This window comes from Rheinheimera lutimaris (genome assembly GCF_013283795.1).
Lineage (GTDB): Bacteria > Pseudomonadota > Gammaproteobacteria > Enterobacterales > Alteromonadaceae > Alishewanella > Alishewanella lutimaris.
The window spans coordinates 59,081-84,484 of sequence record NZ_JABSOD010000007.1 but is presented as its reverse complement, the minus strand read 5'-3'; the positions used below and the strand labels follow the sequence as shown (position 1 = coordinate 84,484).

General features: G+C 46.9%; 19 protein-coding genes, 1 other RNA gene and 1 pseudogene. 6 read left to right on the top strand and 15 right to left on the bottom strand.

Features of this window, described 5'->3' with window-relative positions:
• Positions 1–146 precede the first annotated feature (146 nt).
• The 12 genes from htpG to HRH59_RS08870 all read right to left on the bottom strand — a co-directional run bounded on the left by htpG (position 147) and on the right by HRH59_RS08870 (position 17,086).
• Complete coding sequence (gene htpG, locus HRH59_RS08925) at positions 147–2,081, bottom strand: molecular chaperone HtpG (protein WP_173500934.1); 1,935 nt, start codon at positions 2,079–2,081, stop codon at positions 147–149.
• 114 nt (positions 2,082–2,195) lie between these two features.
• Complete coding sequence (gene recR / locus HRH59_RS08920; protein WP_173500933.1) at positions 2,196–2,798, bottom strand: recombination mediator RecR; 603 nt, start codon at positions 2,796–2,798, stop codon at positions 2,196–2,198.
• The gene (locus tag HRH59_RS08915) at positions 2,798–3,124 is read right to left on the bottom strand and encodes a YbaB/EbfC family nucleoid-associated protein (protein WP_068232296.1); all 327 of its coding nucleotides are present in this window, start codon (positions 3,122–3,124) and stop codon (positions 2,798–2,800) included. The genes recR and HRH59_RS08915 overlap by 1 nt, the downstream gene beginning before the upstream one ends.
• A gap of 129 nt (positions 3,125–3,253) precedes the next feature.
• The gene (gene dnaX, locus HRH59_RS08910) at positions 3,254–5,386 is read right to left on the bottom strand and encodes a DNA polymerase III subunit gamma/tau (protein WP_173500932.1); all 2,133 of its coding nucleotides are present in this window, start codon (positions 5,384–5,386) and stop codon (positions 3,254–3,256) included.
• 45 nt (positions 5,387–5,431) lie between these two features.
• Positions 5,432–5,980 carry an adenine phosphoribosyltransferase gene (gene apt / locus HRH59_RS08905; protein ID WP_173500931.1) on the bottom strand — a complete coding sequence of 183 codons (549 nt, stop codon included), beginning with the start codon at positions 5,978–5,980 and terminating at the stop codon, positions 5,432–5,434.
• A 234-nt stretch (positions 5,981–6,214) separates the two neighbouring features.
• Positions 6,215–6,976: an HvfC family RiPP maturation protein gene (locus HRH59_RS08900; protein WP_173500930.1), complete on the bottom strand. Its 762-nt coding sequence runs from the start codon at positions 6,974–6,976 to the stop codon at positions 6,215–6,217.
• A 4-nt stretch (positions 6,977–6,980) separates the two neighbouring features.
• Complete coding sequence (locus tag HRH59_RS08895) at positions 6,981–7,835, bottom strand: HvfB family MNIO-type RiPP peptide maturase (RefSeq protein ID WP_173500929.1); 855 nt, start codon at positions 7,833–7,835, stop codon at positions 6,981–6,983.
• A 71-nt stretch (positions 7,836–7,906) separates the two neighbouring features.
• On the bottom strand, positions 7,907–8,311 hold the full coding sequence (locus HRH59_RS08890; protein ID WP_173500928.1) for an HvfA family oxazolone/thioamide-modified RiPP metallophore: 405 nt from the start codon (positions 8,309–8,311) through the stop codon (positions 7,907–7,909).
• 93 nt (positions 8,312–8,404) lie between these two features.
• A complete protein-coding gene (locus tag HRH59_RS19540; protein WP_173500927.1) occupies positions 8,405–9,880 on the bottom strand; it encodes a sulfotransferase family protein in 1,476 nt (491 codons plus the stop codon).
• 102 nt (positions 9,881–9,982) lie between these two features.
• Positions 9,983–12,949 carry a TonB-dependent receptor gene (locus HRH59_RS08880; protein ID WP_173500926.1) on the bottom strand — a complete coding sequence of 989 codons (2,967 nt, stop codon included), beginning with the start codon at positions 12,947–12,949 and terminating at the stop codon, positions 9,983–9,985.
• 259 nt (positions 12,950–13,208) lie between these two features.
• Positions 13,209–14,183, bottom strand: a complete 975-nt coding sequence (locus tag HRH59_RS08875; protein ID WP_173500925.1) for a class I SAM-dependent methyltransferase — start codon at positions 14,181–14,183, stop codon at positions 13,209–13,211.
• 80 nt (positions 14,184–14,263) lie between these two features.
• Entirely contained in the window at positions 14,264–17,086 is a 2,823-nt protein-coding gene (locus HRH59_RS08870) for a TonB-dependent receptor plug domain-containing protein (protein ID WP_173500924.1), read from the bottom strand.
• A gap of 492 nt (positions 17,087–17,578) precedes the next feature.
• On the opposite strand from HRH59_RS08870, the gene dinG reads away from it, so the two are divergent.
• From dinG to HRH59_RS08850, 4 genes are read left to right on the top strand one after another with little or no spacing between them, the layout of a single operon-like run.
• Positions 17,579–19,618, top strand: a complete 2,040-nt coding sequence (gene dinG, locus HRH59_RS08865; protein ID WP_173500923.1) for an ATP-dependent DNA helicase DinG — start codon at positions 17,579–17,581, stop codon at positions 19,616–19,618.
• Between the two features lie 12 nt (positions 19,619–19,630).
• Positions 19,631–20,413, top strand: a complete 783-nt coding sequence (locus HRH59_RS08860) for a sulfite exporter TauE/SafE family protein (RefSeq protein ID WP_173500922.1) — start codon at positions 19,631–19,633, stop codon at positions 20,411–20,413.
• A complete protein-coding gene (gene priC / locus HRH59_RS08855) occupies positions 20,414–20,953 on the top strand; it encodes a primosomal replication protein PriC (RefSeq protein WP_173500921.1) in 540 nt (179 codons plus the stop codon).
• A 3-nt stretch (positions 20,954–20,956) separates the two neighbouring features.
• Positions 20,957–21,895, top strand: coding sequence for a histone deacetylase family protein (locus tag HRH59_RS08850; protein ID WP_173500920.1), 939 nt, complete (start codon positions 20,957–20,959; stop codon positions 21,893–21,895).
• Here HRH59_RS08850 and HRH59_RS08845 read toward each other — a convergent pair.
• Positions 21,866–22,963, bottom strand: a complete 1,098-nt coding sequence (locus tag HRH59_RS08845; protein ID WP_173500919.1) for a tryptophan 2,3-dioxygenase family protein — start codon at positions 22,961–22,963, stop codon at positions 21,866–21,868. The genes HRH59_RS08850 and HRH59_RS08845 overlap by 30 nt on opposite strands.
• Positions 22,964–23,089: 126 nt before the next feature.
• On the opposite strand from HRH59_RS08845, the gene HRH59_RS08840 reads away from it, so the two are divergent.
• Positions 23,090–23,350, top strand: a complete 261-nt coding sequence (locus HRH59_RS08840; RefSeq protein WP_173500918.1) for a late competence development ComFB family protein — start codon at positions 23,090–23,092, stop codon at positions 23,348–23,350.
• A 9-nt stretch (positions 23,351–23,359) separates the two neighbouring features.
• A pseudogene (locus tag HRH59_RS19450) lies at positions 23,360–23,485 on the top strand (DUF2496 domain-containing protein); the annotation flags it as partial.
• 29 nt (positions 23,486–23,514) lie between these two features.
• Here the strand turns inward: HRH59_RS19450 and ffs are convergent.
• Both ffs and HRH59_RS08825 read right to left on the bottom strand, forming a co-directional pair.
• An RNA gene (gene ffs / locus HRH59_RS08830) (signal recognition particle sRNA small type) lies at positions 23,515–23,611 on the bottom strand.
• 79 nt (positions 23,612–23,690) lie between these two features.
• Positions 23,691–25,316, bottom strand: coding sequence for a methyl-accepting chemotaxis protein (locus HRH59_RS08825; RefSeq protein WP_173500917.1), 1,626 nt, complete (start codon positions 25,314–25,316; stop codon positions 23,691–23,693).
• Positions 25,317–25,404: the final 88 nt, after the last annotated feature.

Sequence of the window (25,404 nt, the reverse complement as noted above, 5' to 3'; positions counted from 1 at the left end):
TTTCGACCTATGAAGTACTTTACCCGACTAAAGTTGTAGCCGGTTCCCCCCTTACCTGAAGATGCTACGACAAAAAACGTATCGTAATGCCCCCTGCCACCGTGCCAATTGCTGCAGCCTTGCAGCCGCAGCAAAGGTGTTGCCTGTTACTTAGCTAACGACAATAACAGGTTATTTAACCTGGCGACAAAGGCCGCCGGGTCTTTTAAACTGCCGCGCTCGGCAAGCAAGGCTTGCTCCAGCAATACATCGGCCCATTGCTTAAAGCGCTCTTCATCCTGCTCGTCAGCAATACGTTTCACCAGCTGATGCTCGGTGTTGAGCTCAAAAATCGGTTTAACGTCCGGCACTTTTTGGCCAACAGACTCCATAAGTTTGATCATCTGCGTGCTCATATCAAACTCATCTGTCACCACACAAGCAGGGCTTTCTGTTAAGCGATGGCTGACTTTGACATCTTTAACCTGGTCACCCAGCGCGGTTTTAAAGCGGCCTATCACGTCAGCAAACGCCTGTTCGGCTTCCTGTTGGGCTTTTTTCGTTTCTTCGTCATCCAACTTAGACAGATCTAATCCACCCTTGGCCACAGAGCGCAGTTTTTTACCGCTAAATTCGGTTAAGTGCTGCACCAGCCATTCGTCGATACGGTCAGATAACAGCAGTACCTCCAGGCCTTTTTTGCGCAGCACTTCTAAATGCGGGCTGTGTTTGGCTGCTGCATAGCTGTCGGCGACAATATAGTAGATTTCGTCCTGGCCTTCTTTCATCCGGCTGATATAGTCGGCCAGCGCGACGTTCTGTGTACTGTCTTCGTTATGGGTAGAAGCAAAACGCAACAGAGCCGCAATTTGCTCTTTGTTGGCCATATCCTCTGCCGGGCCTTCTTTTAATACCTGGCCGAATTCGTTCCAGAATGCCTGATATTGCTCTGCGTCTTTGCTCAGCTTATCAAGCATTTTCAGCGCCCGGCTGCTGCAGCCTTTACGCAGTGTCTGGGTTACTTTGGTATCTTGCAGAATTTCACGTGACACGTTCAGCGGTAAATCACTTGAATCCAGCACACCTTTGATAAAGCGCAGATACGCCGGCATAAATTGTTCGGCATCGTCCATAATAAACACGCGCTGCACGTACAGCTTCAAGCCGTGTTGTGCTTCGCGGTTCCACATATCAAACGGTGCCTTTTTCGGCACATAAAGCAAACTGGTGTAATTGCTGTTACCTTCCACTTTATTGTGGCTCCAGCTTAACGGCTCGCTCCAGTCATGCGAAATATGCTTGTAAAATTCCTGATATTCTTCATCGGTAATATCAGATTTATCACGGGTCCAAAGCGCAGTGGCTTTGTTGGCTGCTTGCCAGTGCCCCGGCACTGCTGCAATTTTTTCGCCATCTTCACCGTCGCGCTCCGGTTGCTCTTCCTGCCATAACTCGACCGGAATACTGATATGATCCGAGTACTTGGTAACAATGCTTTCGACCTTCCAACGGTTTAAAAACTCGTCTTCGCCCTCACGCAGATGCAGCACAATTTCAGTACCGCGGCTGTCTTTGCTAATGGGTGTAATGCTGTAATCGCCTTCACCGGCCGACTCCCATTCAATAGCTTCATTGGCAGCAGCACCGGCTTTACGCGTGCGCACTGTCACCTTATCAGCCACGATAAAGGCAGAATAAAAACCGACCCCAAACTGGCCGATTAACTTGGAGTCTTTGCTTTGATCGCCGGACAATTGCGAGAAAAACTCTTTAGTACCGGACTTAGCGATAGTGCCCAGATGGCTTATTACTTCGTCTTGTGTCATACCGATACCGTTGTCACTTACGGTTAAGGTACGGGCTTTGTCGTCTAAACTGATACGCACGCGCAGCTCGCCGTCATCACCGTACAGACTGCCATCAGACAGCGCCAGAAAGCGCAGTTTATCGGCCGCGTCAGAAGCGTTGGATACCAGCTCGCGCAGGAAAATTTCTTTATTAGAATACAGTGAATGGATCATCAGCTGCAGCAGTTGTTTTACTTCTGCCTGAAAGCCATGGGTTTGCTTTTGGCCGTTAGAAGTGGCTGTGGTATCACTCATTGTGTATATCCCCGAACATTAAGTTTGACAGTTATTACGCAGGCTGCGACAGCAGCCAAACACTGACAACTAATATGGGGAGATTTAACCGGATTTCAAGCAGGGTTATAACAATCAGAAAGCTTTGCGGCCACTAAAAGCATGTGACAGTGTGGTGCCGTCAACAAACTCCAGCTCACCACCGACCGGAATACCCTGAGCAATGCGCGACACCTTTACCTGATGTTTATGACACAGCTCAGCAATATAAAACGCAGTAGCATCCCCCTCTACCGTGGGGTTGGTCGCCAGAATAAGCTCGTTAACGCCCTCTGCCGACAGTAAGCCTGCCAGCTTGTCCAGGCCCAAATCTTGCGGGCCTATGCCATCCAGTGGCGATAAATAGCCCTGTAACACAAAGTAACGACCTTTAAACTGTCCGGTTTGCTCTATCGCCATTTGATCTGCCGCCGAGCCAACCACACAAATAATGCCATCCAGTGCCCGCGACGGATCTGTACAAATATGGCACAGTGCGGTTTCGCAGAAAGTACGGCATTGCTGACAATGGCCGACTTTATTCATCGCAGCGCTTAGCGCGGCACCTAATTGCAAGCCACCTTCGCGATTACGCTCTAACAACGAAAACGCCATGCGCTGCGCAGATTTCGGCCCAACGCCGGGCAAAATGCGCAGTGCATCAATCAGTTGTTGCACCAGTGGCGTATGACGGCTCATCAGAATGGCATTTTCATACCCGGTGGCAACTGCAGGCCGCCGGTAACTGAGGCCATTTTTTCTTTGCTGGTTTCATCGACCCGACGTACCGCATCGTTAATTGCAGCGGCAATTAAGTCTTCCAGCATATCTTTGTCATCCTGCATCAGGCTGTCATCAATGCTTACACGACGTACATTGTGGTTGCCCAACATGGTTACTTTTACCAGGCCGGCACCGGCTTCACCGGTTACTTCCATCGCCGCAACTTCAGCCTGCATTTTCTGCATTTTTTCCTGCATGGCTTGCGCCTGCTTCATAATGTTGCCCATACCGCCTTTAAACATAGCTGTGTACCTGCCGTAAAATTAAGTTGAGTTAGCAGTGTATCGGACACTGACGTTTTACCGGCGACAAGATAATAACTTCGCCGCCAAATTACAAGTTATGCGCGCCTGACGCGCAGGTTAAGCTGCCTAGTTAACCAATATAGTATCCGGCAGTAGCTGCGCATCGAACAACTGTTGCAGCTGCAGCACTTTGTCATCCTCCTGCAGCAAACGGCTGACATAACCAAAGCGCTCCTGCACAATTTTTTGCTGGATAGACAACGGACTTTTAACCACTTCGCTCTGATAACTAATATCGATACTCAGCGCCTGGTTAAAGCTCTGCTCCAGCACTTGTTGTAACTTAGTACGAAAGCCCGGGCTATCCAAATGTTGTTGGCTTTGCGCTACCGTTAAACTGAGTTTATTACCGTCCAGTTGCATGGCAGCATTCAATAAAAACAACCGGCTTAATCCACCGGTATCAAGGGTTTCTACCCGCGCGGCCCACGCATCCACCTGGGCGGCAAAGCGCACGGAGAAATTCTGCTCGTTAATACTGCCGTCAAAACTGTCTTGCAACACCGCAATATCGGTTGGCGGCGCTACACTGCTATGCTGTGCATCCTGCTCATATTGCTGCCACAAGGCATCTGCTGCTGCGGCATCATATTGTGGCATATCGCCTTCATCCGGCTCATACGCATCGTCGCTTTGCGCCGGCATTTCGGCTGAAGCTGCCGTTAGCGGCGGCTTAACTGACGGCATAACTTGCGGCTGAGGTTGTACATTAACGGCAGGCTGCCGTGCTACACCGGCCTTATTGTCAGCCTGAACAGGAGTTGCCGGAAGCGGCGCCTCGCGGCGCTCAGGCTTTTTTGGCTCTGCCGCCGCTGTTACCTGTACGCCACGGCGGGCCATAATGCGCGCTGTTACCGGGTCGATACCGCTGACCGGCTCTGCGGCGCCTTCTGCAACTGGCACGTTTTGCGTCTGAGCTTGAGTAACGGTATCTGTTGTTGCGTTGTCTTCAACCGCTGGTGCAGCCTGTGCTACCGTAGTGCTATCGGCTGTGTCTGTGGCAGTCTGTTTTAACGCCTGAGCAACCTCAGCCTCTACTGCAGGGGCTGGCGCAGCCGGCGGTGCAGACACCGGTATCGCAAGGCCGGCTTTAGTCGGTGCAGCGGTTTTATGCTGTGTTTCAGGTACGAACGCCATTGCCCGCAATAGTGCCATTTCTAACCCGGTTAACGGATCAGGTGCGTAAGGCAGCTCTTTTTTACCGCCGATCAGCAACTGGTAATACAGTTGCACCTGCGCCGGCGCCAAAGTATCGGCCAATTGCTGCACAAAAGCTTGTTGCTCAGAAAACGCCGCAGCATTTTGGCTAAATTGTGTTAATGCCGCCAGGTGCAGCACAGACAGCATGTCATCTAATACCTGAGCAAAATTGCTTTGTTGCTGCACCAACGCGGCCAACTGAATTTGCAACTGGGCGGCATCTTGCACCAATATCGCCTGCAACAGCTGCTGCGCCCAACTTTGATCTAAAAAGCCCAGCATGTTGCGTACGCTTTCCAGCGTAATATTGGCATTACTTTGCGCAATAGCCTGGTCGGTTAAACTTAATGAGTCACGCAAACTGCCCTTGGCGGCGCGCGCCAGCATAGTTAACGCACTTTGCTCAAAAGGTATTTGCTCTTCACCGAGCACAAACGCCAGGTGCTGCTCAATTTGCAACGGGCTTAATGCCAGCAAATTAAATTGCAAACAGCGCGATAATACTGTTACCGGCAGCTTTTGCGGATCGGTCGTAGCCAGCAGGAATTTTACATGTGGCGGTGGCTCTTCCAGAGTTTTCAGCAGCGCATTAAAACTGTGCTTAGACAGCATATGCACTTCATCTATCAGATATACCTTAAAGCGACCGCGGCTGGGCGCATACTGGACGTTGTCGAGCAGATCGCGGGTGTCTTCTACTTTAGTGCGCGAAGCGGCATCAATTTCCAGCAGATCGACAAAGTTACCGGCATCAATTTCGGTGCAAGCCGAACATACGCCACATGGCGTCGCCGTAATACCTTGCTCACAGTTCAGACTTTTGGCAAAAATACGCGCTATGGTAGTTTTACCGACACCGCGGGTGCCGGTAAACAAATAAGCATGATGCAGCCGGTTATTACTTAATGCATTACCCAGCGCATTTTTAACATGATCTTGCCCGACCAGGCGGGCAAAATGCTGCGGGCGCCACTTACGGGCTAATACCTGATAACTCATACGGCTGCTGATATCTTGATTGTTGGCGTCTGCAACAGACTAAACTTATTCGCCGCTATACTCAACCAGACTGAGGATATTTAACCCGGCTTGCTGTAACCGCGCCACGCCGCCTAAATCAGGCAAAGCAATAACAAAGGCCGCATCATCGACGATACCACCGAGTTGACGCACCAACTTGGCCGTAGCATCGATAGTGCCGCCGGTTGCCAGTAAATCGTCTACCAGTAACACTTTGTCGCCCGGCACTATCGCATCGGCATGCAACTCTAACGCATCTTCGCCATATTCAAGCTGGTAGCTTTGTGAAATACGCTGACGCGGTAACTTGCCTGGTTTACGTACCGGCACAAAGGAAATACCCAGCGCATAAGCCAGCGGCGCACCAAAAATAAAGCCACGTGACTCAGTGCCCACTATTTTAGTGATGCCCTTATCTGCATACAGCCGGCAAAAAGCATCAATTACTTTTTTAAAACTGGGGCCATCCTGCATCAGGCTGGTCACGTCGCGAAACACTATACCGGGCTTCGGGTAATCGACAACCGTTTTAATAACCTGCTTTAACTCAAGCGCTAATGCCTGTTTGTCCATGTTAGAAAACCTTTTATTAAGCGTCCCGGCCGGGACAAAAAAGCCGCCCTCAGGCGGCCTTCAACACTGTTGCTGTATTATGCCAGAATTTGAAACCAACGCACTATTGGCGCCAGGCACAGTAAGGACACAAACACTGCCACCAGAGCAATAAATTGCCACAGGTTAAACGACTCTTTAAACTTCTCGTCTGCCATTGCCTTTCTCTTCTGTCATCAGCGAAATTAAGGGCGCTTATGGTAATGAATTTTGCGCTGCTTGAAAAGACACCAGTACACCTTTTGCGGCAAAGTCCTGTAATAATGCTATGGCCCCCTGCTGCAATTGCGTTGCGCTCAGCTGCGGCAAAAGTGGCTGCAGTTGCTCAACTAATTGCGATAAGGTACTACCAGGTGCCTGCTGCAAGGTTTGTAACAATGCCGCGGTTAGTTGGTTAATCAAAACAAACTTAACCTCATCTGCGTCATTGCGATACAACAAATAAAACTGTACTTCACCGCTCTCAACAGGCTGATAATCCACACTTATACTATGCACGGCATATGGATAGGCCAGCAGCATTGATAAGTCAGACAAACATAGCGCGGAACTACTGATTTGCTCTGCTGCCAGCGGTATTTCAACCTGCGCCGGCTGTTTGGTTGCCAGATACAACTCTGCCCACTCATAATGCGCCAATTCCTGCAGAAACACCGGGGCCTGTTCCTGCATCTGATAATCCTGCTGCAGGTAGTGCAAAAAATGTTCGGCAATATGCAGAAAGTACGGGCTGCTGCACTGGTAGTCGATAAAAAACCGGCGTACCAATTGCTGCCAGTTGGCATCAGTGTATAGTGATTTTAAAACCGGAAAGGCCGTACTGACAAAGCCCAGCACATTATTAAAAAACAGCTCACGATAAATCGCCATGCGCCTGTCTTCAATACCTTGCGGTGCAGGCTGCTGCGGATCTTTAATATGAGCGATAAACGCCTGTTGCAGCTGTTGAAATTGCATTGGTTCAGGCCCTTAATTCCAGCGTATCGCTGTCGCTGCCTTGCTGCAAAGCTCTGATTTGCTCCAGCTCTTCGCATAAAACACTCAGCTCGGGGATATTAAAATCTCGCTCCAACAAAGTAGGTTTAACACCGTGCAACTGATATGCCTGCGCCAGCAACTGCCATACCGGGTCAATTACCGCAGCGCCGTGGGTATCAATAAGTAAATCCTCTGCCTCATTAAAGTGGCCGGCGATATGATAATACGCTATCCGCTCGCCTGGCATAGCGCGTAAAAACTGCAGTGCGTCATAACCATGATTTACCGAATTCACATAAATATTGTTTACATCCAGCAATAGCTGACAGTCAGCTTCCTGCAGCACTGCAAGGGTAAAGTCTTGCTCTGACATCTGCTGACCCGGCGCTGCATAATAAGATACGTTTTCCAACACCAACGGCTGTTCCAGAATGTCCTGTACCTGGCGCACCCGCTTTGCTACATAGCTTACCGCTTCTTCAGTAAAAGGAATCGGCATTAAATCGTATAAATGACCTGCACCGGAGCAATAACTTAAATGCTCACTGTATAAGCTGATATTGTACTGACGCAGAAATTGTTTAACCTGGCGCACAAACACCACGTCCAATGGCTCAGGGCTGCCAATCGACAACGACAAACCATGACAAATAAAACGATGCTGCTCGGCCAGTTGAGCAAACTGTTTTTGCAGCTTGCCACCAAACGGGATCCAATTTTCCGGCGCCACTTCAAAAAAATCAATTTGCGCCGATTTAGCGCTAAGTATATCACTCAGCATTTCGCGGCGCAGGCCTAAACCCGAGCCGGCTAAAGGCGTAGTTGAGGGCACTCTCATTGCTCAGCTCCTGACATTGCTCAGCTCCGGAAAAGTAAAAGGCCTGCAACTGCAGGCCTTAGCCGACAGTGTTATACACTACCGCCACACTTGCCTTCACCACATTTGCCTTCTTTGGCTTTGTCTTTCATTTTTTCGGCTTTTTCTTTCATCTTATCTTCGCCGCACTTGCCTTCGCCACATTTACCTTCTTTGGCTTTGTCTTTCATTTTTTCAGCTTTTTCTTTCATCTTATCTTCGCCGCACTTGCCTTCACCGCATTTACCGTCTTGCATTTTCTCTTTGGCTTTTTTGGCTTTGTCTTCACCGCACTTACCTTCACCACATTTACCTTCACCGGCGACCATCTCATAGCCAGACGCCAGATCCATCGCAGTAAATGGGTTTGCATTAGCGGTCGTTGCCACAGTAGCCAGCGAACCAAATACTAAAGCACCTACTGCCATTGCTACATTTGAGTGTTTTGCTGTTTTCATGTTTTCACCTGTTGTGTTTGTGGGTTGCCAGAAGTAGACCGATACATCTCAAATATTATTTCAACGTTGTTGACTGCAAATCCACGACAAAAATTAATTAGCGGCATTAACGCTGCCAGCTTGGTTAGCTTGAGCGAAAAGTGAAACAAAATCAGGGTAGTGCTGCGATAAACCTATATTCCCTTGATGCAAAGGCTGATGCACCTGCCCAACACTAGAGGTGAACACCGGGCCATTATTCTCGTAAAAAGACAGCATGCTGGGTTCATATTGTAAATCAAGATGCTGACACACCTTGGTTAATACCTCTTTTGGTTTGCTTACCAAGTCTTCGTAACAAATATGCAAAATGCGATCTGCATATAGTTTCTGCCAATGTTGTAACAACTGCCTTTCATTCTTTATATAAGCAGCTATATGAGGTATAGACCAGCTCCAACCAGCTTGAGATCTAAAATTACTTTTAAAACAAGACCAAGCAGTGTCTTCATCGTTACGACTAATATAAATGGCTTTCCCTTTAGGCATTGCTTGAGCCCACATACCAAAATGCCGGTTCAAGTTAAGGGACTTATCAATAATATAACCTTGACCAGCATATCGTTGCTCTGCGACCTGCTGATAAACATTCGCTATGTGCTCAAGAGCGGCGACCGAATGACCATGCCGTGCAATAAAAGATGGAAAATCCGTGAAATTGTCTCCTCGCAAGTGCATACAAGCTACACCTATAGCATTAAACTCTCCTGCACCTTTCACTTTGCTGTGTGCACTAAGCATTTGTCCTAACAAAGTTGTTCCACTTCTAGGTAAACCCAGAACAGCTATCGACCTATCATACAAGCTTCTGGATTTAGACATTTGTTGCATAGCACTGTTAGTAAAGCCAGCAACAAGGCATTTTATCTCTTTGGCATCATCATCAACTGAATACTTACAAAGTTTAGCCATTATTTGCGCGCCAGCTGAATAGTACTCCCAAGCTTTGTTATAGTCGCGCCTATCACTATAAGCTTTCGCCAATGCATACATAAATTGTTGAATGTTATGTTGATCATTTGCCTGTAGCTGGCTAAAAGCTAACTCCATCTTTTGCAGCAAGCCCGGATGCTGGTTGAAGTCTACAATACTAGCAAGGGTGTACCAACTAATCCCAAGCTGAGGCGCCAATGCCAAAGCTTGCAACAAGTTTAGTCTGGCTTCTTTTAACTTTCCTTGTTGTGCTTGCACTGTTCCAGCCAAATGATACACCGAAGGTAAAGCCACTTTACGCACGATATAGGGGGTAACAACTTGTAAAGCCCTATCCAGATCGCCTATCTCTGCATACAAACCAGCATACTGTATATCTGTTTCTGCATTTTTAGGGCAACTACGATGAAATAGGTCTGCGGCCTGTGCGGCTAGGTTAGTGTCGCCGATGCGCAATGCCAACACCGAAACTTTTAACCAGTCTGTTTTCAAATCTGATTTGTTTTCAATAAAATGTGCGATCAGAGCATGCACTTCAGTTCTCTTCCCCTCCCGCACAGCACAGAGAATATCATTTAAATCATACTGACTGACCACGTTGACTCCTGTAATCCTTAGTAAAAAGCCAGGAAATGTTACCATTCCCTGGCTTTTATTCAGTCCTGTTATAAAACAACCAGCAAAATCGCTGTCAAATTATCAGAACTTAATTTCAGCACTCAGACGAACATAACGCGGCGTCTGATATGCATCTGGTAGTCCATAAAGCGCGCTTGCTTCGCCTATATAACTACCATCATCACGCTCGCCAGCATAAATTTCATTGACTTCATTACGCTCAGTAACGCGATTATTATTAAACACATTAAAAATGTCCGCGCGGAATACAATATCTGTACCGCGGAAGTCCATTTCATAACGCGCAGTCAAATCTAAAGTCCAGTTACTTGAAGTGCGGCCTTCTGAACCTCGCTTAACCAGCTGACCATCTTTAACAAATGACTCTGCTTCGTATAAAGATGCAAACACATCTGTTGGGTGGAAACCAAACGAGCTAAGAGGACGACCAGACTCCCAGCGGAAGTTTGCGCCCAAACTAAAATCCTCTGTGAAGGAATATGAACCCTGTACTTTTAACATATGACGACGATCATTTGGTAAATTGCCATAAGCCCCTTCAACTAAACCAGGTTGGTCGAAGTTAGTTGTTAAACCAGAGTCATCTTGGCCATTATCAGAACGAACAAAGCCTTCGTTGTTACCCCAGCTATGAGACCAGGTATAAGTTGCATCCAACATCCATAAGCCATCGAAAGCACGGCGTAGATTAATATCTACGGCTCCGTACTGACGTTTAGCCTCTGGGTAGCCCAGCAATTCTGCAGGTATAGTATACTGTTGATTTGCCAGCGGTCCATCGCCATCTGGGTCTGTCGTAATAGAAACTGCCTGCCCGGGATTAGTCAATACATAGTAGTGGAAACCTGAACAAATGGTGCAGCTTGAACCGAACTCTTGTTCCAAGTACTCGTTAAAGCCATAATCTATAGCTACATCTTCCAATGAACTTTTCAGTTCACGATAAGTACCTTTAATACCTACAGACCAGCTATCTCCCAGCATACGCTCATATCCAAGAATAAATTCATCTTGATACATTGGGTCTAAGTCAGCATTGACAGTCTCTAACGTGCCTTTTAACGTACCATCTGAATAAACGGCACCGGCAACAGCATTATCTTCATCCACTATTGGTGTTAAGTCCGGATTAATACCCAACACGTCATAAATGGTGACAGTATATAGCTCATCACCTGCCAGACGAATATTAGTGTTAGTAGCTACAGGCAAGAAATAACGGCCATAGTTTGCGAAAACCTTACTTTCACCATCGCCATTTATATCCCAACTGATACCTACACGTGGTGCCCATTGGTCAGTTACATCAACAAACTTATCACCTGCTTTATTGTAGTTTTCGAAGGTTTCATTACGTAAGCCAATACGAGCCACGATATTGTCGGTTACCTGCCAAGTATCCTGAATATAGAAAGCACTCGACTTTGTTTGGAATGAACCATCATTCACGTAAGTATTAAAACGTACACGAGCACACTCTGCATCCAGCAAGTCACCGGCAGCTACAGCGTCAGCATTCGCACAGTTCTGATATTGATACAAAGTACCACCAACGCGGGTAGTTTCTTCAAATGCTTTCATATCCTCATAGTCAATACCAAAGCGTAATGTATGATCTTCGTGAGCATACCAGTCAACATCAAAACGATATGCAGTCCGCTCGTCTTCCTGCACAGATGGAGAATTTAAACCGAACTGAGTGAACTGCCTGCCTGATGGGAAGTGAACAGCACCAATAGCTGTATCCCCAGCATTAACATTGCTATAAGACGCCTCATTGACACCATACAACGCACTTATAGTGATATCGTCAGTCAGAATACCGGTGTACTGCAAGGCATAAGACTTTCCACCGCGTTCTAATACATAGTCACCAAATAACTCTCCACGCGTGTTGCTGGCGAAATCGTAGTCATACTTGCTGGTATCAAGGTCGCTTGAACTATCCCAACCCGTGAACTCCAGTATGTGATTTGGTGTGATGTACCAATCTAACTTAGCCGCATATAAAAGATCGCCAGCATCACGTTTATAAAATAATGTGTCTGTTGAGTAGTCACTAACGCGATCTTTGTAGTTAACCAAACCGAAGAAAAAAAGTTTATCTTGAACAAGAGCACCGCTAGCCCATAAATTTAGGTTAGTTTCACCGATTTTATCGTTACTATTAACCAAGTAATAAGGGGTTGCATTTTCTTCAATAGCGCCTTCGCCTGTCAGAGTTACATCTGGACTGTCTGAGCGCAATGATGAAGGCTCAAAATAGGCGCTCGCTCCAGCTTTAAATTCGTTTGAACCAGATTTTGTTCTGGCATTAATAACGCCTCCGGTAGAACGACCGTATTCAGCTGAGTAACCACCCGTTTTTACTTCAAATGTTTCATACATTTCAAAAGGTAACTCAGCACCACCCAAGCCATTGCGGAAGTTGGTTACGTTTAACCCATTGACGTAATATGCATTTTCACCGACGGATGAACCACCGAACGAAGCATGATTACCGAAAGCAGAATCACCTTTTGTTGTTCCTGGTGCTAACAGTGCCACGGACGCTAAATCGCGTGGCACAGGAATTTTAGATAAAAATTCCTGACTTACCACCAGTTGAGACTCAGACGACAAAGTATCAAGCATAGCTATCCGAGAACCACGTACTTCAATCGACTCAACCGCACCTTCTGACAAAAGAACGATGTCCATATTGGTGCTACCGCCAACCCGAACATTCACATTCTCTTCAGCTACAACTCCATAGCCTGCCTTAGTTGCCTGTAATGAATAAGCACCTGGCGGCAACAGAGGAAAGCGAAAGCTACCGCTGTCATTTGACATGACTGTTCGGGTCAAACCAGTCTCTAAATTAGTTACAATAATTTCAACGCCACTGATGACCTGACCACTTTGATCTTGTGCCTGACCGACCAAATTACCACGAGATACATCTTGTGCAGTGGCAGGGAGGATAGTCCCTAATGATGCCGCAACAGCTACAGCCGTCAACGTGTTCCTGAAAAACTTAGTTCTCATTTGTTATTCTCCTTGGATTTTTATTTTTATAGCGTGTGTTACATTTCGTTACACACCATATCTTTAACAGATATATTTATTGACTACAACCTTCTAGCAAAAAAAATGCAGTCGATAAATGGGATGGCGTTATCTTATAGCAACTACAAATAAATATAGGGCTAGCAGGACATTTTATGGGTACATTATTTACGGCATTCAGCTCAGAGATTTATGATTTGCTACAATATTTATCTGGTCGGTATCAAGAATCGCCCTGTTAATCAGCTTTATGCCAATACAGACTCCAGGCAAACAGCGCCTTTTCTTCATAAAATGGCGTAACCCGCAACGCGGATAAATTAGATTGGAAAGTGTTGATAAAATTATTTTTGTTGTCCTGAGACCAAGTGGCATTTACCTGATCTTCGAGCCTGGCCATATATAAGACAACAGTATGCCTGAAGCTAAGAAAGGAAGTCAGATTACCAGGCCTTGGACTGGCTAAAACCGGAACTAAGCGACTCAGTAAATCATCACACCAGAATGCTGCAGCAGTGGAACTGTATTGTACTTTTAGATCAGTCGCGATTTTGAATAGAATTTTATTTTGTGCAACATAATCCACATTCGTTGTCGGTGATGTTTTTTTCAGCCAGCAGCTTTCCGCCAACATCAGTAGCCGCTCTACTTGTGTTAGAAACCCCGCTTCGCTTAGACAATGTTTGTAGAACGCCAAACCAGCCTCAGAATCTTTAGAGATAAAAGAGTCTGCATGATGTATCAGGGCATTGAAGCAGCCATCCGGCTTTAATACACGATTACATTCAGCAACCGCTTCAATCTGATTAGCGTATTCAAAACCAAATTGGCTGATAATCAGGTCGATACTATTATTTTCAAAAGGAAGATTTTCTATTGCCGTAGCAGGATAAAATTGGACTTTTTTAAGTTTTGTTAAAATATCCGGGTCAGCTTGAAAAAGTACTTCAGGTTTTACATCTGCGATATCACATGCGTATACAGTAAAGTTTTTGTTATGCAGTTCAGAAAAGGCTATAGCTGAAATGGCCAAAGCACCATTGCCTGAGGCTATGTCGACAATAACAGCACCAGTCGCCATTCTGCTAAAAATATCGTGCCAATAAAACTGCACGTTGCCCGTATATCCCAATGCAGCATCACCTTCACCAAAGCTATTCAGGCTTTTGCTATTTTGCCAATAATGGCTCCAATGTTCTGTACCTTGTGTCATCTGAAAAATAAACCCTTGTAGCAGCTCTTCAGGCAAATAAAAAAGGCAGGAAAACCTGCCTTTTTAAGATGCTCTCTAACTTAGAACGTTTGAGTGAAACGAACGTAAGTTACACGTCCGTATGCATCATACAAGTTGAAGTTATAGTTACGACCACCAGCATTAATCAACTTCGGTGCTTTCTCGAACGCGTTCAACGCGCCTACCGAAATCTTGCTGTTCCATGGCGTATTATAAGTTACCTGCAGGTCATGTGTAGTCCAGCTACCTAAGCTTTGAACTTTGCTTAAGTCTCTGTATCTATTCTGACCTTCGATCATGTTGATATTCCAGCTTAAATCGAAATCAGAAATAGTATATACGTTACCAAATGCAACACGGCTGCGCGGCATAGAACCAGGAATGCCTGGGTTACGCTCACCTACCAAATTACGACCGCCATCAACTGTGCTGTCAAGTGCATAACTAACTTGCAAGTTTTGGTTTAAACGGCCCCATGAACCAAAATCAAAATTGGTTTTAAAGTTGAAATCTAAACCTGATGTTTCCCAAGTACCTTGGTTCGCATAGCCACCATTTACACTAATAATAGGTAAATTAGGATTACCGCCAGGCACCGGCTGCGGGTTACCACCACGAACAACGCCTAAACCAGCAGGAATAGGGTCGCCAGCAGCTTCTAGCGCAATTAACTCGACAGCACCGAAAAGTGCAATCCTGTCTTCAATTTCAATGTTGTAATAATCTACAGCAAAGTTTAACCAGTCAGTTGGTTGATAAGCAACACCCAACGAGTACTGTGTTGATTGCTCTGACTCTAAGCTAGGATTAGCTTGGGTAATCTGACGAACCTGCACTTCACAATCTGCTAATAGACCAAAGTTAAGACAGGTAGCTGCATCTTCTACACCAGGGTTACCTGATGAAGGTTGCTGAGTAATGATGTCCAGAGTAGGAGCACGGAAGCCCTGACCATAAGAAGCACGCACAACTAAGCCATCCAATGGTTCATAACGGAAAGACACTTTCGGCGAGAAATCATTACCGTAATCTGAATATTTGTCGTAACGACCAGCAACTGTTGCTTCTAAATTATCAAGCAGAGGGATCAGCGTTTCGAAATAAGCAGACTTAACATCACGACCACCGCCTGCAGAGTTACCGGCGGAACCACCTACTACACCAGCTTCTGACAGCGAGTCATACTTGTCGCTATAATCTTCTTCACGGTACTCAGCACCTACCACCATCTGAACAATACCGGCGTTCATTTCAAACAGATCAAAGTTGACAGATGCAAACACTTCTTTCTGTGCTGACTCGCTTACCCGAGCAATTGTCACGTTCATACTCTTAACTAACTGCTGGTAAGCTGAAGCTTGAGCAGCATTGTCAGCGTAGCGCGAGCCCAATGGATCGCGCAAGTCATAAAACACGAAATCAGGATCTGCAGCCTGACCTGCCACCACTTCTGCTGTAGTGATATTAACGTAATCATCAGCTGCGCTGCGTAACAGATAGTTATAACCTACGCTGTAGGTCTTTTGTTTGCTTTTGCGTACGCCAAAATCAACATCTACATCACCAATCATGCCCTGAGCGCCAACTAAAAAGTCGGTAGCATAAGAGTCATCATAACTGTCGCGGTTACCGATAGAAGCGAAACGATGCCGGTATTGCAGGTCACGGTTTTCACCAGCATTAGGAAACACACTATCGCCTTTCCAGTTTGGTTGGTCACGTGAACCGTCCACTGCGGCAGCATCATAAACACCCCCAGCGGCGATATTCGCAGGGTTAGTCGGGTTATTCCAGCTGTCAGCGTTTAAGGCACTGCCAGGGTCATTCAGCGATGGAGCATAACGGCCAAACGACTTAGTCTTAGCAGCATTAAAATTACCAAACACGCGCCAATCATCGTTAATTTGATGCTCAGCGTTTACAAACAGACCTTGAGTGCCTGTAGATGCTTCATTGGCGTTGGTGGCGTTAAAGTTGTAACCACATTGCTGGTAGTTATCTATAACAGTTAGCTCGTCAGTTTGCACATCATCAGGATCTGCAGGTTCATTGATTAAGGCATTGTTAGGTTGAGATGGTTGTAAATTAAAATCTTGAGTGTTACAACCGCCGGGAATAGAACGCCAGCCTTGACTACCATCAGCTTCTGCATAGTTATTACCGTAAACAGATGCACCTGGTTGAACCCAAGAATAAGCATTCTCAAAAATAATGTCGCGGTTATTCCATGACACACCACCTATAACACGGGTTGTATCGTTAGAAGAACCAAATACAACGGAACCTTCTTCCCGATCACCGCCCTCTGAAGGCAGGCTAATTTCTGAAGCACCTAAGCGTAATTCAACACCATTGAAATCTTTACGGGTAACAATGTTAATTACACCACCGATAGCATCAGAACCGTATACAGCAGAAGCACCATCAGACAGTATTTCAATACGCTCAACAGCAGCCAATGGCACTGCGTTTAAGTCTTGGCCCTGACCTGCTGAAGGAGAATTCGGTAAACGACGGCCATCAACCAGAATCAGCGTGCGCGAAGCACCTAAACCACGCATACTAACCGTTGCAACACCCTGCTGAGAACTACCTGACTGAGGACGGAAAGAACCGGCAGAGTTAAAAGTAGTACCACGGATTACGTCGGTAATAGAGTTTTGACCAGATAAATCAATTGCAGCACGATCAATTACGGTAACGGGTACAGATTGTTCTAAATCTGTACGTTTAATACGCGAACCGGTAACTTCGATACGCTCAACCTTAGCAACTTCATCTTCTTCTGCCGCAGTTACTGATGCGGTAAACGCTGTTGCTGAAACAGCGCCAAATGCAATAGCTAAGCGCACAGCTTTGCTTAATTTATTATTCGTATACATGTATTTCTCCCTGGACCACTATCTAGTGATTCTATTTTTAACAGTTACCAACCTTTTACGGCGCTTGGCACTCCGTTCATCTCGGATAACCTCCGATTTGTCGCCTGCTGATAATAAACGTAATTTTTCAGCAGGGTCAACAGCTTTTACGGAACAATTTGTAATTTACCTTGTCGTCGACGTTAGGTAACAAATATCTGCAGGAAATACAAAAATATTTTAAGATAGGAAAAACAAAAGCCAAGCTAAAAAATGATTACAAATCAGCATTTTGGCAGAATTTATCAAGTAACTGCATGATTGTAAGCTAAATTGCATTTAATTAACACACTCCTTAATCGTAAACAAAAGAATACATACTGACAGATCTGACTTTGAGTTTATTTTAGCTCCACTGGAACTAAAAGATGGCTAGCTTACAAGTCATTCGCCTTTGCTAACCTTTGGCAATACGTATACAATCAAACAACTGTATAAAAACACATAACCTTTATGTTAACAGATCAGCTTAAAGCGCAAATCCGCAGTGTGCATCAACGAATTAAAACAGCGCTACCTAACTATCAATCGCGGCCGGGACAAAACCATCTGGTGGCTGAGATGGCGAAGATTGTCGCCGGCACGTATCACCGAACTGAGCGCATTGGGTTAATTGAAGCAGGCACCGGTACCGGTAAATCGCTGGCCTATATGCTGGCTGTTATTCCTTATGCCTTGGCGCAAAAGAAAAAAGTAGTTATAGCCACCGCTACAGTGGCGCTGCAGGAGCAGTTAGTAAACAAAGATCTGCCGTTTTTTCAGCAACACAGTAAGCTGCTGTTTGAATTCAGTTTGGTAAAAGGACGGCAGCGCTATGCCTGTATTGAACGGGTACGCCAGCAGCAAAAACATCCGGAACTGTTTGCAACCGCCGCCGATGCGGCTTTTGACTGGCAAACTTTGCTGGACAGTTGGCAGCAACGGAAATGGTTGGGCGACAGAGACACGCTGGCCACCCCGCTGCCAGAGACATTGTGGCAACGTATAGTTGCTGATCCGCTGCACTGCGGTAAAGCAGACCGGCGTCATATGCACTGCCCGTTTCATTTAGCCCGCGCCGAAGTCAGTTCTGCCGATGTATTGGTAGTAAACCATGCGCTGCTGCTGGCCGATTTATCCGGCGGCAACAGCATACTGCCGCCGCCGGATGAAACATTGTATATCATCGACGAAGCACACCATTTACCGGACAGCGCGCGCGAGTTTTTCGCCGCACAAGCACAGCTGACCCACAATAGTATTTGGCTGGAAAAAGCGGCAAAAACCATCCAGCAACTGATTACTCTGTTGCCGGCCACGGTAATGAAAGAACTGCTGCGCTTTGACGACAGCTGCAATGAACTTAACAGCCTGCTTAAACCGGTAGAACGTTGTGTTACAGAGTTTAAACCGCGCTGGTTTAATGATAAAACCGAGTTTCGCTTTGCCGATGCTGCCCTGCCTAAATTGCTGCAGCAACAAGCGGAGCAATTGGCGCAAGTCAGCCAGAAAGCCCTGAGCCAGGTAGAGAAAATTCAGCAACAGTTGCAGGAAAATATCACCGGGCAGCAAATCCCGTTGAAACAAAGTATGGCGCTGCTGCAAGAGTTGAGTTACCTGCGGCAAAAAATTGAGCAACAACAAGCGCTGTGGCAGCTTTATGCGGCAGAGCAAAGCAAAAATGTTTATCAGGCACGCTGGGTTGAGCTGCAAAACCAAAGCCAGTATGTTGTCGGCCATGCCTGCCCGCTGGGGGTAGCAGGCAAGCTGGAGCAATTACTGTTTAACGATGCCTTTGCGGTGATCCTGTGCTCAGCGACGTTAACTGCGCTGAATTCTTTTCAATACATCAAGTATGATCTTGGTTTAAGCCAATTTGACAGCGTACAAACGCTGCAGGTTGTTTCCCCTTTTGCCTATGCGGAAAAAGGAGAAATTGTTATTCCGAAAATGCAATCTGAACCGACAGAGCAGGCCTATACTGACGAGCTGGTAAGCTTGCTACCGCAATATTTACCCGAAAATCAGGCCAGTTTGGTGCTGTTTGCCTCATATTGGCAAATGCAGCAAGTGGCAGAAGCATTGCGTAAAAAAGGCTTCTCCTTATTGGTACAGGGTGAAGCCTCACGTCAGGCTTTGCTGCAACTACATGGCGACAACTGTAAGCACAAGCGCACCAGCATTCTGTTTGGCACACAAAGCTTTTCTGAAGGGCTGGATTTACCCGGCAAGTTATTAACTAATTTGGTGATCACCAAGCTGCCCTTTGCCGTGCCGACGTCGCCTTTAGAAGAAGCTTTAGCCGAAGCTATCACCAAAAAAGGCGGTAATGCCTTTTTACAACTGACAATTCCGGCGACCTCGAAAAAACTGGTGCAGGCCTGTGGTAGACTGCTCAGGCAAGAACAGGATGAAGGCCGGATAGTTATTCTGGACCGGCGCCTGGTGACTAAGTCCTACGGTACAGCTATGCTCAATGCGTTGCCGCCGTTTCGCCGACAGATTGAGTATTAACAGGAAAATACCTTGTTTGCAGAATTTGCCATAGACCCTTCCGTACTACTCATTCTCTGTGCTGTAGCATTCAGCGCTGGCTTTATCGATGCGATTGCCGGCGGCGGCGGCTTGTTAACAGTGCCGGCGCTGCTCACTGCCGGTTTGCCACCGCATGTGGTGCTGGGCACCAATAAGCTGGCAGCCACCTTCGGCTCTTTTACCGCCTCGCTGACTTACTACCGTAAGCGATTGTTTAACCCTGCTTATTGGCGCCGTAGCCTGGTATTCACGGCGATTGGTGCCGTACTGGGTACTCTGGTGGTTGATCAGCTGAGCAAAGAAGCGCTGGAAAAAATATTGCCGCTGCTGATTTTATTAGCTGCCGTTTATACGCTGTTTAACCGCATGCAACCGGATGACCAGCTGCAACTGCCGCCACAAAACAACAAACTGTTCTGGCAACAAAGAGCGCAGGGCTTAACGCTGGGGTTTTATGATGGTATAGCAGGTCCTGGCGCAGGTGCGTTCTGGATGGTGTCTACTATGGCCATTTACCGGATTAACCTGCTGCTGACCTGCGGCGTAGCGCGCACGATGAATTTTATCAGCAACGGGTTTTCGCTGGTGGCGTTTATCGCGCTGGGCCATGTAAACTTTGCGCTCGGGATTGCTATGGGCCTGTGTCTGATGCTCGGTGCCTGGCTTGGTGCGCATTCGGCGATTAAATTTGGCAGCCGCTTTATCCGCCCGGTATTTATTTGCGTGGTAATGGCAATAGCCCTGCGCTTAGCCTGGCAAGCCTGGAGCAGCTAAATGGATTTACAGGGCACCTTACGCCATCAGTTGCTGCAGCTACAGCAACAAGCCGAAAAAATTGACCGCCAGCAACGACCGGGTAAACCACAAAACTGGTTCGACAGCACCGTATTCAGCTGCCGATCGCCGCATTTAACCGATTACGTTAGTGAAGCACTGCGCAACCTGGCGCATTTAGCTGACGCACGCCTGAGCCCGGCCGCTAAACAACGCCTGGTGCAACGACTTAGTGAGCAAACAGCAGCATTAACCCAAGCGTTTCGTCATGTTGATGTACGTAAGAAATCCACCAGTAAAAGCCGCAAAGTAGCAACGGTAGTGCAGCAACTTAGCGCCGGCAGCCAACAGTTGTACCAGCAGCTTAGCGATACGCAGGAGTTCGAACGCCGTCTGCAGGACATGATCAGCCTGAACGGGCGTGACAACTCTGCAGAGGCAATACAACGTGGTCTGGCACTGCATGCCAGGTTAGGCCGTTGTCGCAAAGCGCTGTTTGACATAGAGCAACAAATTCAGGATTTGGAGCGGCGGAATTAACCTATGCCAAGCGCCTTACCAGCCATGCTGTATCACCCCTGTTACAGCAAACTGTCGCTACCGCCGTTACATCGCTACCCCATTACCAAGTACCGTAAACTGTATCAGCAGTTGCTTAGTATTGGTGTGCCGGCCGCTGCTTTTACGCAGCCGGAGCCGGTAAGCACAGCATTGTTAGCGCAAATTCATTGCCCGCAGTACATTCAAAGTTTGGCAGACGGCAGCATTGACGCCAAAGCGATGCGTCGTATTGGCTTTCCCTGGTCAGAGCAACTGTTTCAACGCTCATTGCATTCGCTCGGTGGTACCTTGCAAACCGCACAGGCCGCGCTTACCAGTGGCATCGCCTTGCATTTAAGCGGTGGTTATCATCATGCGTTTTATGCCGAAGGCTCCGGCTTTTGTTTGTTTAATGACTTAGTGTTGGCAGCTAAAACGCTGTTGGCGCAAGGACTGGATAAAATACTGATTATTGATTTAGACGTACATCAGGGCGATGGCAGCGCGTTAATGTTAAGTGATGAACCGCGTATTATCAGTTGCTCTGTGCATTGCGGGAAAAACTTTCCTTACCGCAAGCAGCAATCAGACTGGGATATCGCAGTAGAAAAAGACTGCAGCGACGACGATTACCTGCAGGCTGTGCAGGAAAGCCTGCATAGCTTGCTTAACTGGCACCAGCCGGACTTAGTGCTGTACGATGCCGGTGTTGATATTCACCAACTGGACGAACTGGGTTTGTTAAGCATATCCACACCAGCGTTATTTCAGCGTGATCTGCTGGTGCTGCAAAGCTGCAAAGACAGGTCAATACCGGTAGCAGCCGTTATTGGCGGCGGCTATCAGCGCAATGTAGATGCACTGGTACAACTGCATCTGCAATTGTTTAAAGCCGCCTTTACCCTGTGTGGCTCAGATCTCGCCGGCAAAATAGAAACCTAAACGCCGTTTTACTTGCGGCGGTAATACCGGCAAATCCGCTTTGGGTAATAAAAACGTCGCCATATTAAACAGATCGGTGAAAATGCGGTTTTTCTCGGTAGTGCGTTTTAAATAGTCATGCCCGGATGAGCCGCCGGTACCAATTTTAGTACCAAGCATACGTTGCACCATCATGGCATGTTTATAACGCCAGATAGTGAATAACTCATCAATCTCTGTTAAGCAGGTGAGTAACTGAAACGGCAGGTTAAACACAGGTTCTTCCTGATACAAGGTAATAAACAACGCCGACAACATGGCGCGTTGGCTTAAACGGAAGGTGCCGGATTGTTGCAACTGCACGTACTTATCTTTGTCCAGTAAGGCAGCAAACTTTTCTGCCGTGCGGGCAATTTCAGCCAGCTGCAATTCGCGCTCATGTTCGGCAATTTGTGCAATCGCCTGCACCGTACTTTTGTCTTCCGCCAGCATAGCGTCGGTGGCCTGCTGATACATTTGCCAAAAGCTGAAGTTCTCCAACTCCAGAAACGGCATCCGCTCCAGCCATTTTTCGATACGCTCAAACAAGCTGGGCTCGTGTTCCAGTTGCTGCAAAAAAGTGCGGTCTTTTTCATTTAACCGGCTGTAAAACGAGTTTTTATCAAAATCGATACGGAAATCGCTTTTTAAGCCTAAACCAATTTCCAGCATTTTAAACTGAATACTCTGAAAACCGGACGCCGGTACAAGATAGTCACGAAATGACATAAAGTCTTGTGGTGTCATGGTTTCCATCACACCTATCTGCTGATTCATCAATTGCTGGATCGTCATAATCCGTTTAAGTTTATGCACTATACCGGTGAGTTGTTCATCTCTGACTTGGGCACCGGCAAACACGTCCATTACCGCTTTCAGTTCGTGCAAAATTTGCTTAAACCACAGCTCATACACCTGGTGCACAATAATAAATAAGGTTTCATCATGCGCTTCGTCAGCATATTTGGCGCTTTCCGGTGCCTGAGCCGTCAGTATCTTGTCCAGTTGTAAATAGTCGCCGTAATAGCAAGGAGTGGTATTTTTTTGCATGAGTGTTCTTCTGTCATCACTGTTGCGCGCATTGTAGCAGCCACTGTTGCTAACTCAATCTTTCAGTGGTGTTTTCGGCTAAAGCTGATTATGCTTTGGTAGATGCTTAATCACTAAGGGCCAACTATGAAACTTGACGACGATATCCATAACTATTACGAAAAACTTACGCTGGATCATGTTGTTGAACTGGGATTGGATCAGGAAAAAGACGCCGAATACCTGGCCGACCTGTGCTGCATCTCACTCAATTTGCTACCGCCGCGTTATATTCGTTATGAAGTAGATATGGCATTCTACCTGCCGCAAAGCGAGCGCTTTGAAATGCAGATGAAAGTAAAAGAAGCAGTAGCCAGAGCGCGGCAATTTTTAGACAGTAATGCCTGAGTACACAACGTGACAGTAAAACTGGAACAAGCGCCTGAGCATATTAAGCTGGCGGTAGATTTAATTATGCTGCTGGAACAACAGCAGTTTGACGCCGATACAGTGTTGCAGGCGCTGGAAATTGTCACACGGGATTTTTCACAGAAGCGGGATTTGGGTGGCAACCCCACCAGCCACATCCCGGCACATACGTCATAAACTGTGGCTGCTTCCTTCCGGACCTGACCAGGTTCGCCTACTAGTATTGCGAGAGGACCAATGGGGTTACCATTGAACTGCTGAATCCTCAACAGGCGCGCATTATGCGCAAAAGCAGGCTTTGTTGCAAGCCTGACTGCGGCTAAACTTTAAAAGCTACTGCCTGTGATTGTAACTTTGCTGCCAGTTGCGCCAGCATATCGCTGGCCTCTGCACTTTGTCTGGCACTGTGTGTTACCTCACTGATACTGACGGTAAACTCACTGATATTTTTGCTGATATCTTCCGCCACTATAGTTTGTTGTTCAGTAGCGGTGGAGATTTGCACATTCATATCAACAATAGCGCCGACAGCGTTCTTAATCTGTTCAATAACAGTGGCGGCGCCATTGGCATTATCGACGCTGGTATCTGCAAAACGTTTTGATTCGTCCATGGAGCTGACCGCCTGCTTCGAGGAATTTTGCAGGTTGTCTATCATACCTTTTATCGACTCTGTTGCTTTTTGCGTATTGGTGGCCAATTGCCTTACTTCGTCGGCTACCACGGCAAAGCCCCGACCTGCGTCGCCGGCACGAGCGGCTTCAATAGCGGCATTTAATGCCAGCAAATTGGTTTGTTCGGCAATAGTACGTATAACAGCCAATACCTGCGTAATTTTTTCAGATTCGGTATTTAGCTGACCAATAACATTACCGGCATCAGTCAAGGTAACAGCCAGTTTTTCTATCGAGCGCATATTTTGCATTACCCGCTCAAAACCATCCTGCGAATAGCCATCTGCTTCATTGGCCTGCTCTGAAGTTCGCAAAGCACTGTTGGCCACTTCCTGAATAGCTGCGGACATTTGGGTAACAGCGGTGGCAATTAAATTGGCTTTTTGCTCCTGTTCCATAGCCGTGTTACTTACCTGCTCACTGATATGGCTCATTTCTTCCGATGCCGCAGCCAATTGTGTTATAGCCTGGCCTAACTCCGTGAAAAATTGCTGCAACCGCTGCAACGTGGCGTTAAGCGCCAATGATGTCGCAGCAATCTCATCCTTGCCGCAGACATCGGCACGAACACGCAAGTCGAGATCAGTACCAACAGTAACAATGCTGCTTCGTAATAACAGCAGCGGGTGTTGAATAGAGCGGTAAATCAATAACCCCAGCAGACCAAGGCCAACAAATACACCCACCAGGATTACACCAAACAATAGTTGGAAACTGTCATATTCTTGCTGTGCTAATTGGCGGAATTTATCAGCTTCTCTAAGCTGTAACACAATCAGTTTATCCAAGGCACTACTAAGTGGATCTGCCACCTGATACAACGCCTGATTAAACGCATCTGCATTATCACCAAGCAAACTGTTGTCACTGAGCCGGAGTTGATATTGTGCCATCGCCGCCAAAAAAGGCGCCATTTTGCGCTCTGCGTCGGCAACAAGACTGCTTTCTTCTGTGGTAAGTTCGGTTTGTTTGTAGGCCTGCCATGCTATATCAGCGCTGGCCAATGCCTGACTAAGATTAGCCGCTGCAGTGGCACTGTCCTGTATTTGCCCGCGATATTTATGCAATGTATCCACTGCAGTAACCGCATAAGCGTCTGATACTTGCTTAATTTGCTGCAGCGGCTGTACCCTGTCAAGGTACAAGCTGTTTATACCCCGGTTGAGCACTTGCATCTGTTGCAAGGCAACCCAGGTAACCAGCAACAATATGACCAGCGGCACCGCTGCTAACGCTGTCAGGCGGCTTTTTACAGAGTAGTTATTCAACATGAACTGGCTAACCTCGCTAAATGTTAACAATCAACATTCAGCATAGGTTAGTTTTATTATTCAACCAGTTGTTTTTACTGCCCGAAAC

What these genes read in the sequence shown, in the direction of transcription:
- htpG (WP_173500934.1), bottom strand. Translation starts at nt 2,081, where the DNA reads ATGAGTGATACCACAGCCACTTCTAACGGCCAAAAGCAAACCCATGGC.
- recR (WP_173500933.1), bottom strand. Translation starts at nt 2,798, where the DNA reads ATGAGCCGTCATACGCCACTGGTGCAACAACTGATTGATGCACTGCGC.
- HRH59_RS08915 (WP_068232296.1), bottom strand. Translation starts at nt 3,124, where the DNA reads ATGTTTAAAGGCGGTATGGGCAACATTATGAAGCAGGCGCAAGCCATG.
- dnaX (WP_173500932.1), bottom strand. Translation starts at nt 5,386, where the DNA reads ATGAGTTATCAGGTATTAGCCCGTAAGTGGCGCCCGCAGCATTTTGCC.
- apt (WP_173500931.1), bottom strand. Translation starts at nt 5,980, where the DNA reads ATGGACAAACAGGCATTAGCGCTTGAGTTAAAGCAGGTTATTAAAACG.
- HRH59_RS08900 (WP_173500930.1), bottom strand. Translation starts at nt 6,976, where the DNA reads ATGCAATTTCAACAGCTGCAACAGGCGTTTATCGCTCATATTAAAGAT.
- HRH59_RS08895 (WP_173500929.1), bottom strand. Translation starts at nt 7,835, where the DNA reads ATGAGAGTGCCCTCAACTACGCCTTTAGCCGGCTCGGGTTTAGGCCTG.
- HRH59_RS08890 (WP_173500928.1), bottom strand. Translation starts at nt 8,311, where the DNA reads ATGAAAACAGCAAAACACTCAAATGTAGCAATGGCAGTAGGTGCTTTA.
- HRH59_RS08880 (WP_173500926.1), bottom strand. Translation starts at nt 12,949, where the DNA reads ATGAGAACTAAGTTTTTCAGGAACACGTTGACGGCTGTAGCTGTTGCG.
- HRH59_RS08875 (WP_173500925.1), bottom strand. Translation starts at nt 14,183, where the DNA reads ATGACACAAGGTACAGAACATTGGAGCCATTATTGGCAAAATAGCAAA.
- HRH59_RS08870 (WP_173500924.1), bottom strand. Translation starts at nt 17,086, where the DNA reads ATGTATACGAATAATAAATTAAGCAAAGCTGTGCGCTTAGCTATTGCA.
- dinG (WP_173500923.1), top strand. Translation starts at nt 17,579, where the DNA reads ATGTTAACAGATCAGCTTAAAGCGCAAATCCGCAGTGTGCATCAACGA.
- priC (WP_173500921.1), top strand. Translation starts at nt 20,414, where the DNA reads ATGGATTTACAGGGCACCTTACGCCATCAGTTGCTGCAGCTACAGCAA.
- HRH59_RS08850 (WP_173500920.1), top strand. Translation starts at nt 20,957, where the DNA reads ATGCCAAGCGCCTTACCAGCCATGCTGTATCACCCCTGTTACAGCAAA.
- HRH59_RS08845 (WP_173500919.1), bottom strand. Translation starts at nt 22,963, where the DNA reads ATGCAAAAAAATACCACTCCTTGCTATTACGGCGACTATTTACAACTG.
- HRH59_RS08840 (WP_173500918.1), top strand. Translation starts at nt 23,090, where the DNA reads ATGAAACTTGACGACGATATCCATAACTATTACGAAAAACTTACGCTG.
- HRH59_RS08825 (WP_173500917.1), bottom strand. Translation starts at nt 25,316, where the DNA reads ATGTTGAATAACTACTCTGTAAAAAGCCGCCTGACAGCGTTAGCAGCG.